This is a genomic window from Loktanella sp. DJP18 (genome assembly GCF_049310965.1).
In the GTDB taxonomy this organism is placed as follows: Bacteria; Pseudomonadota; Alphaproteobacteria; order Rhodobacterales; family Rhodobacteraceae; genus Loktanella.
The window spans coordinates 1-559 of record NZ_JBMERN010000405.1; the positions used below are offsets into that span (position 1 = coordinate 1).

The 559-nt window shown below is 61.9% G+C and carries 1 protein-coding gene and 1 pseudogene; one reads left to right on the forward strand and one right to left on the reverse strand.

Annotation, left to right across the window (positions count from 1 at the left end):
- Positions 1-295: pseudogene (locus ACOI1H_RS26155) on the reverse strand (DDE-type integrase/transposase/recombinase); the annotation flags it as partial.
- Between ACOI1H_RS26155 and ACOI1H_RS26160 the strand changes: the two are divergent.
- Entirely contained in the window at positions 210-467 is a 258-nt protein-coding gene (locus ACOI1H_RS26160; RefSeq protein ID WP_422441278.1) for a hypothetical protein, read from the forward strand. The pseudogene ACOI1H_RS26155 and the gene ACOI1H_RS26160 overlap by 86 nt on opposite strands.
- Positions 468-559 lie beyond the last annotated feature (92 nt).

The window sequence follows — 559 nt, forward strand, 5'->3', positions numbered from 1 at the left end:
GTTCCAGCAGCGCATGACTGATGTATTCCGGGCCGTTGTCCACGCGGATCGTCTTGGGCTTGCCCCGCCACTCGATGATGTTGTTAAGGCTCCGGATGACCCGCTCGGCCGGTAGGGAAAAATCTACCTCGATCCCCAGACCGTCGCGGTTGAAGTCATCCAGCAAGTTCAGCAGCCGGAAGGCCCGACCGTCCTCAAGGCGATCTGCCATGAAATCCATCGACCATGTCACATTCGGCCTCTCGGGCACGGCCAGAGCGTCTGGCACGTCCCTCTTCAACCGTTTGCGCGGCTTCGCCGCAGCGGAAGTCTACCGGCCGCGTCGCGATCAGGACTGGCTGGCGCTGTCCCGCGACAATCATACCGAGTCTCGCAACGCGCGCGCCACCGCTGCTACTCGCTCTACCGGAGCATCACCCGGAACCCGCAGAACAGAATCGTTTCCCGGTTCCCCCTGCATCGATTAACCGACCAACGTCCTCAGGCTCCACCGAAATCGGCACAAAGATTGGCAGAGCGTCAGACGCCACCCGAACGCCGGGCTGAAAGCTTTCGGCCA

What these genes read in the sequence shown, in the direction of transcription:
- ACOI1H_RS26160 (WP_422441278.1), top strand. Translation starts at nt 210, where the DNA reads ATGAAATCCATCGACCATGTCACATTCGGCCTCTCGGGCACGGCCAGA.